We start from the raw sequence: 6,223 nt of genomic DNA on the forward strand, positions 1-6,223 counted from the left end.
GGCACGCGATGAACCGCCTCGACCGGCGGGACTACCTGGACGACGGCTACTACGGCCGCTGGCTGCACGGCGCGGAGAACCTGCTGCTCGACAGCTCGATCATCGCGCCCGGGACGGTGGAGGCGCGTGCCGCCAACCTGTCGGGGGCCTCGGCCGAGGAGCCGGGGCCGCCGGAGCCGAACAGGCCGGACTACGCCCCGGCCGCCGCGGGCTCCTTGCGGGAGGTGTCGTCCAAGCCCCGGTTCGCCGTGGGCTCCGCGGTACGCGCCAGGACCTTCGATCCGCCGGGGCACACGCGGCTGCCACGGTACGTGATGGGGCACACGGGCACCGTCGTGATCGTCCAGCCCGCGCAGGTCCTGCCCGACACGAACGCCCATTTCCAGGGCGAGAACCCGCAGTGGGTGTACACGGTGCGCTTCGCCTCCGCCGAGCTGTTCGGCTCGGCGGCCGAGCCGTTCGCGCTCAACGTCGACCTTTGCGAGGACTATCTGGAGGAGGCGCCATGACGGACGAACGGGTGCCGATCGAGCTGCGCGTCGAGGCTCTTGAGCAACTGCTGGTCGAGCGTGGCCTGGTGGACTCCGCGGTCATGGACAAGTACATCGCGATGTACGAGACGGACGTCGGGCCGCTGAACGGCGCCCGCGTCGTGGCGCGGGCGTGGACGGATCCCGGCTACCGGGACCGGCTGCTCGCCGACGGCACGGCCGCCGCGGCCGAGCTCGGGTACAAGGGACCGCAGGGCGAGCACATCGTAGTCCTGGAGAACACGCCTGACGTCCACAACGTGGTCGTCTGCACGCTCTGCTCCTGCTATCCCTGGCCACTGCTCGGCCTGCCGCCCTCCTGGTACAAGGATCCCGCCTACCGGTCCAGGATGGTCCGCGAGCCGCGCGTGGTCCTGGCCGAGATGGGCCTGCGGCTGCCCGACGACGTCGAGATCCGGGTGTGGGACAGCAGTTCGGAGGTGCGCTACTTCGTGCTCCCGGCGAGGCCGGACGGGACCGAAGGGCTCTCCGAGGAACAGCTCGTGCCGCTCGTCACGCGGGACGCGATGGTGGGCGTCGCCCAGGTGACGACATGACGCTCCCCATCCGGCTGGACGTCGGCACCCCGGCCGCACCGCCTCGCTCGAACGGCGAACTGGTGTTCGCCGAGCCGTGGGAGGGGCGGGCGTTCGGCCTGGCCGTGGCGGCCGGCGAGGCGGGGGCCTTCGCCTGGGAGGACTTCCGCCAGGCGCTGATCGCGCGGATCGCGGCCGAGCCGGACGCCCGGTACTACGTCTGCTGGTTCGAGGCGCTCGAACGGGTGCTCGCCGTGGAGGGTCAGGTCAGCGAGCGGGTGGCGCTGCTCGCCGCCCGGCCCGCCGGGCACGATCACGAGATCGACCGATAGATCTCGGCATGCTGGGCCGCGCACGCCGCCCAGGTGAACCGCGGCACGACCATCCGGCCACCGGCGACGAGGGTGGCCCGCAGCTCCTCATCGGCCATGATCCGCTCCAGCGCCGCCGCGAGCGCCACCGGATCGCCCGCGGCGGTCAGCAGAGCGTCCTTGCCGTGCGTGAGGAACTCCCGGAACACGGGCAGATCGCTGGCCACGACCGGCAGGTCGGACGCGTGCGCCTCCAGCGGGACCAGGCCGAAGCCCTCCTGGATCGAGGGGTACACCAGCGCGTCGGCACTGCGGTACCAGGCCGCCAGCAGATCCTCGGAGACCGTGCCCAGCTGCGCCACGTCGAGGCCGAGGCCGGGCAGCAACGCCAGCGCCTCGCGGCGGTACCACTCGTAGTCGCGAAAGGACTGGCCGCCCAGGATCGCCAGCACCGGCCGCTCACCCCGCAGCAGGCCCAGGGCGCGGAACAGCGTCTTGCTCCCCTTGCGCGGCTCGATGCCGCCGACGGCGAGCAGCAGGAACCGGTTCTCCGCGCCCACGGACTCGCGCAGCGAGGCTCTCCGCCGGGCGCCGACCGGCGGGAAGCGGGCCGGGTCGACGCCGTTGCGGACGACCCGGGCGGCGACGCCGTACTCCTGGAGCAGCACGCGGCGCCAGTGCTCGCTGACGACCAGCACGTGGCCGGCCTCCACGATCGCCCTGCGCTGGCAGTCGACGAGGGCAGGCGTCGTGAAGTCGTCGACGTGATGCACGGTGCGCACCACCCGTGCGTGCACCTGCGGTGCCGCGCGGCCCGAGATGCAGTCCTGAGCGTGCAGGACGTCGAACTCACCGGCGACCTCCGCCAGCCCGGCGAGCATGGCGTCCACCGAGGCGAAGACCTTCTCCTCCAGGGAGTCGCTCGCGACCGTGACGGGGAACAGCGTGAACGGCACCTTCAGCGGGCGGAAGAAGCCTTCGGTGCCGAGGGCGAAGACATGGACGTCCACGCCCAGGTCCGCGAGCGCCTCGGCCAGGGCGAGGGTGTGCACGACTCCGCCACGCGCCTTGGTGGAGTACGTGAGGAGGGCGACGCGGCTCATGAGGCGGCCTTCCTGGCGGCGATCGCCGCCGCCGCGAGCGCGGCGCGGGCGGCGGTCTCGGTGATCACGCATCCGGCTTCCACCAGCTTGCGGACCTGGTCCTGGTATCCCTGTGGATCCAGCTCCGTGCCCAGCACGTACGCGACCGCCTGCGGACCGTCCAGGCCGGCGAGCTCCGGCGCCAGGATCCCCGCGGGATCGGGATGCGCGCCATGGCCGAGCACGACGTCGAGCAGCACCACGGCGACGTCCGGCCCGGTCTCGCGGAGCAGCTCGACGCGCGCCTCCGGGTCGATCATCGGATGCGGCCTGCCTCTCGTGTACTCCTCCTCGCCCAGATCCAGGCAGACGTGGGAACGCGGCGGCGCCGGCAGGCGGAGGCGGGGGTCGATCGGTGTGTTGGACCAGACCGGCCCCAGAGCGCGGCTCAGCACCACGATGGCCTCGTAGCAAAGGGTGCCGCCGGAGAACAGCCCCCGCACCGTGGTGCGCGCCGGCGCGACGCGGGAGGCGGCCTCCTCCACGCTCGGGCCGTAGCACCGCTCGAAGGGCGGCGCCGGCCTGCCCAGCAGTTCGAGTGCCTTGACCACGCCGCTTTCGAGCGTGTCGCCCTCGACTCCGGCGAGGGCCGTGACGAGTGGAGTCGCGCTGGCGACCGTCAGCACACGCCGCGCCACCTCCTCGTCCGCCGGTTTGGAGACCAGGAGGATCAGTTCCGTCGCGGGGTCGTCGTCGAGCATCCGGACGGCCCGCAGCGCCATGCGCCCGCCGACCTCAGCGCTCAGGTCCCGCCCGCCCACGCCGATGACCTGCGACACGCCGACGCCGCGGCGATCGAGAAGGCACATGACCTCCTGAGCCCCGGTGCCCGACGCCGCGACGATCCCCACGGGGCCGGGACGCACCACGTTGGCGAATCCCAGCCCCACGCCCGCGAGCATCGCGGTGCCCGCACCCGGGCCCATGAGCAGCCGGCCCCGCCGCACGGCGTGCTCCTTGAGCGCGATCTCGTCGGCGAGGGAGACGTTGTCGCTGAACAGCAGCACGTCGAGGTCGTGGCTGAGCGCCTTGTGCGCCTCCAGGGCGGCATAGTCGCCGGGAACGGAGATGACGGCGACGCCGCTGTCCGGCTGGCGTCCCAGCGCCTCCTCGATCGAGCTCGGGAGCCGCTCCGCCGGGCCGCCCTCACGGGCGCCGAACATCGCCCGCTCGCCCTCCGCGAAGGCCGCCGCCGGATCGGCCGCCCGGACCGCGAGGATCAGATCGGACGGCGACGCCTCCGGAGGGTCGAAACCCTCCTGCCGCAGGGCGTCGACGTTGGCCGCCGTCGCCATCACGGCAGTCGCCCATTCCACACCCTCGGCGTTGCGCATCGCCCGCGCACCGAGGAGCTGAAGGACGGAGTCGAGGTAGGTGTCGCGCAGCACCCGTACGGTCTTGTTCACGGGGTCCACCCTTCGCCGTTCTGGCGAACCACCCGAATGCTGTCTAGGATCCGACTTATGACACTGACGATAGTGAACGACTGACGCCTTGCCAAGCAGTGGGATCCCCCCGGAGTACGCCGGGCTGGCCCGGCGGCTGCGAGCCGCCGAGGACAGGCTGTACCCGCTCGCGATGGTCGACGCCGAGCGCTACCAGCGAGCGTTGCAGCTCGTGGGCGCGCTCGCCCGCCGACTGGCCGGCGCGCGTGACTACGCGGACCTGGCCGCCGCCGAGCGGGAGATGCGCGGCTGGCTCGACGAGGTGGGCGTTCCGCTGCACGGGCTCGACGACCAGCTCGTGATCGAGGCCGCCATGTCGCAGCGGTTCCGCGAGCTGCTCACCTCGTCACGGGAGCAGGCGGTCGAACGCGCCCGCGCCGCGGGCCTGGAGTGGGCGGTCATCGAGGAGCCCGACGACGCGGCCTGGCGCGGCGGATCAGCGCGGTGGGTGGAGGTGCACCTGCCGAGCGGCAGCGTCATGGTCCGCTCGGTGGTGGCCGAGCCGGTCATCACCTACCGGCTCGAGGTCACCGGCGATGCGGTCCGCGTGGAGGAGTTCACCTCGCGGGAGGCATGGCTCGCCGCGATCGACCAGGCACGGCGCGCGCTCGCATCGGAAAGTTAACGCCAATCCTATTTTGGTAGACTCGAAGAGGTCTGGTCGTACGGCACGGGAGGTGCCTGTCGTGACGGCTACCGATGTGAGCGAGCTCATCCTCGACCTCCAGGCCCGAGGTCTGCGGCTCGAGGCGGAGATGGAGCGGCGAACGGGCGGCGCCGGTCCCACCGACTGCGGAATGCTCTGGGTGGACGGGCTTCCCGTCACGGCGCCCACCGAGGGAGTCGCCGAGCACTCCCCCTACGTCCTGCGCGCCGAGGACGAGGGGTACGGCATCTATCGGGACGGCGTACGGCTCGCCGACGCGTCCGCCCAGCGCCGCCCGCGCTTCTACGACCTGACCACCGCCGACGGCGTGCCGTACTGGCACATCGCCCTCCTGCATCTGGACTCCGTCGCGAGCACCGTCGTGCAGCACTGCGCCTACTGGGGCAACGACGACCAGTGCAGGTTCTGCGGCATCGGCCTCTCGCTGTCGGGCGGCCGTACCGTCGCACGCAAGACCCCCGAACAGCTCGCTGAGGTCGCGGTGGCGGCGCGTGACCTCGACGGCGCCGTGGACGCCACCCTCACGACCGGCAGCACGCGCGGCGCCGACCGTGGCGCACTGTACGTCGGGCGCTGCGGGCAGGCCGTCAAGGAGGCCAGCGGGCTCCCCGTCGAAGCGCAGTTCGAGCCGCCCGCGGACCTGGACGTGATCGACGAGGTGGGCGCCATGGGCGTCGACTCGGTCGGCATCCACATCGAGACCTTCGACCCCGACGTCCTGGCGCGCGTGGCGCCCGCCAAGGCGCGCACCGGCATCGAGGGCTACTTCACGGCGTGGGAACGGGCGGTCTCCGTCTTCGGCGCCGGACAGGTCTCCACCTACGTCATCCTCGGCATGGGCGAGGACCCGCGGGTGACGGTCGACGGCTGCAAACGGGCCGTCGACGCCGGCGTCTACCCGTTCATCGTGCCGCTGCGCCCGGTCGTCGGCACACCCATGGCCGGTTGGAAGCCGCCGCCGCGCTCCTACACGCGGCCGATCTACGCCGAGGTCCTCGCCTACATGGCCCGGCGCCGCATGACGCCCGCCACCGCCAGGGCGGGCTGCGCCCGCTGCCAGGCCTGCTCGGGGCTGAGCTCGATGGAACGCCTGCTCCACATCGGCCCACCTCCCCCCGCCTGAGCCCGCCATGCTGCGCGCACTCGGCACCGACTGCCACCCCGCCGCCACCGCGCGGGAGCTCGCGGCCCATTACGCGGTACGGCACCGCGTCTTCGTCGACGAGCAGCGCATCTTCCACGGCACCGACCGCGACGCCCGCGACGACGACCAGCTGACCATCCACGCGGACCGGGTGATCGGCGGGGCCGTCCGGCTCTACCCCCTGGACGAGGACGGCGAGTTCTGGCAGGGCGACCGCCTGGCCGTCCTGCCGGAGCACCGCGCCCGCGGCCTCGGAACCCCGCTCGTGAGGTACGCGGTCAGGACCGCGACCGAGCGCGGCGGCCTGCTGATGGTCGCCCACATCCAGTTGCGGAACGTCGGCTACTTCCAGCGCCTGGGCTGGCGTCGCGACGGCGACGTGGAGCTCTACGCCGGCCTCCCGCACCAGCCCATGGCGATCGACCTGCGAACCTAGGCGGCTCACATG

The 6,223-nt window shown here is 72.4% G+C and carries 8 protein-coding genes; 6 read left to right on the plus strand and 2 right to left on the minus strand.

Annotated features, from left to right (window positions below):
* The 3 genes from DAT37_RS04070 to DAT37_RS04080 all read left to right on the plus strand — a co-directional run.
* Nucleotides 1–509, plus strand: a 509-nt coding sequence (locus DAT37_RS04070; protein WP_109523333.1) for an SH3-like domain-containing protein, incomplete at its 5' end; no start/stop codon positions are given.
* On the plus strand, nt 506–1,087 hold the full coding sequence (gene nthA, locus DAT37_RS04075; protein ID WP_109523334.1) for a nitrile hydratase subunit alpha: 582 nt from the start codon (nt 506–508) through the stop codon (nt 1,085–1,087). The genes DAT37_RS04070 and nthA, both read left to right, overlap by 4 nt.
* Nucleotides 1,084–1,398, plus strand: coding sequence for a nitrile hydratase accessory protein (locus DAT37_RS04080; RefSeq protein ID WP_109523335.1), 315 nt, complete (start codon nt 1,084–1,086; stop codon nt 1,396–1,398). The genes nthA and DAT37_RS04080 overlap by 4 nt, the downstream gene beginning before the upstream one ends.
* Here the strand turns inward: DAT37_RS04080 and DAT37_RS04085 are convergent.
* Nucleotides 1,380–2,480, minus strand: a complete 1,101-nt coding sequence (locus tag DAT37_RS04085) for an MSMEG_0565 family glycosyltransferase (protein WP_157978262.1) — start codon at nt 2,478–2,480, stop codon at nt 1,380–1,382. The genes DAT37_RS04080 and DAT37_RS04085 overlap by 19 nt on opposite strands.
* Nucleotides 2,477–3,925, minus strand: a complete 1,449-nt coding sequence (locus tag DAT37_RS04090) for a hypothetical protein (protein ID WP_198654088.1) — start codon at nt 3,923–3,925, stop codon at nt 2,477–2,479. The genes DAT37_RS04085 and DAT37_RS04090 overlap by 4 nt, the downstream gene beginning before the upstream one ends.
* A gap of 88 nt (nt 3,926–4,013) precedes the next feature.
* Here DAT37_RS04090 and DAT37_RS04095 point away from each other — a divergent pair, with 88 nt between their 5' ends.
* The 3 genes from DAT37_RS04095 to DAT37_RS04105 all read left to right on the plus strand — a co-directional run bounded on the left by DAT37_RS04095 (nt 4,014) and on the right by DAT37_RS04105 (nt 6,211).
* Nucleotides 4,014–4,589, plus strand: a complete 576-nt coding sequence (locus DAT37_RS04095) for a hypothetical protein (protein WP_157978263.1) — start codon at nt 4,014–4,016, stop codon at nt 4,587–4,589.
* Between the two features lie 61 nt (nt 4,590–4,650).
* Complete coding sequence (locus tag DAT37_RS04100) at nt 4,651–5,754, plus strand: MSMEG_0568 family radical SAM protein (protein ID WP_198654089.1); 1,104 nt, start codon at nt 4,651–4,653, stop codon at nt 5,752–5,754.
* A 7-nt stretch (nt 5,755–5,761) separates the two neighbouring features.
* On the plus strand, nt 5,762–6,211 hold the full coding sequence (locus DAT37_RS04105) for an MSMEG_0567/Sll0786 family nitrogen starvation N-acetyltransferase (protein WP_109523339.1): 450 nt from the start codon (nt 5,762–5,764) through the stop codon (nt 6,209–6,211).
* Nucleotides 6,212–6,223: the final 12 nt, after the last annotated feature.

It is taken from the genome of Nocardia aurea (genome assembly GCF_003123685.1).
GTDB lineage: Bacteria > Actinomycetota > Actinomycetes > Mycobacteriales > Mycobacteriaceae > Nocardia > Nocardia aurea.

Coding starts and splice junctions, on each gene's coding strand:
- nthA (WP_109523334.1), top strand. CDS start 506: ATGACGGACGAACGGGTGCCGATCGAGCTGCGCGTCGAGGCTCTTGAG.
- DAT37_RS04080 (WP_109523335.1), top strand. CDS start 1,084: ATGACGCTCCCCATCCGGCTGGACGTCGGCACCCCGGCCGCACCGCCT.
- DAT37_RS04085 (WP_157978262.1), bottom strand. CDS start 2,480: ATGAGCCGCGTCGCCCTCCTCACGTACTCCACCAAGGCGCGTGGCGGA.
- DAT37_RS04105 (WP_109523339.1), top strand. CDS start 5,762: ATGCTGCGCGCACTCGGCACCGACTGCCACCCCGCCGCCACCGCGCGG.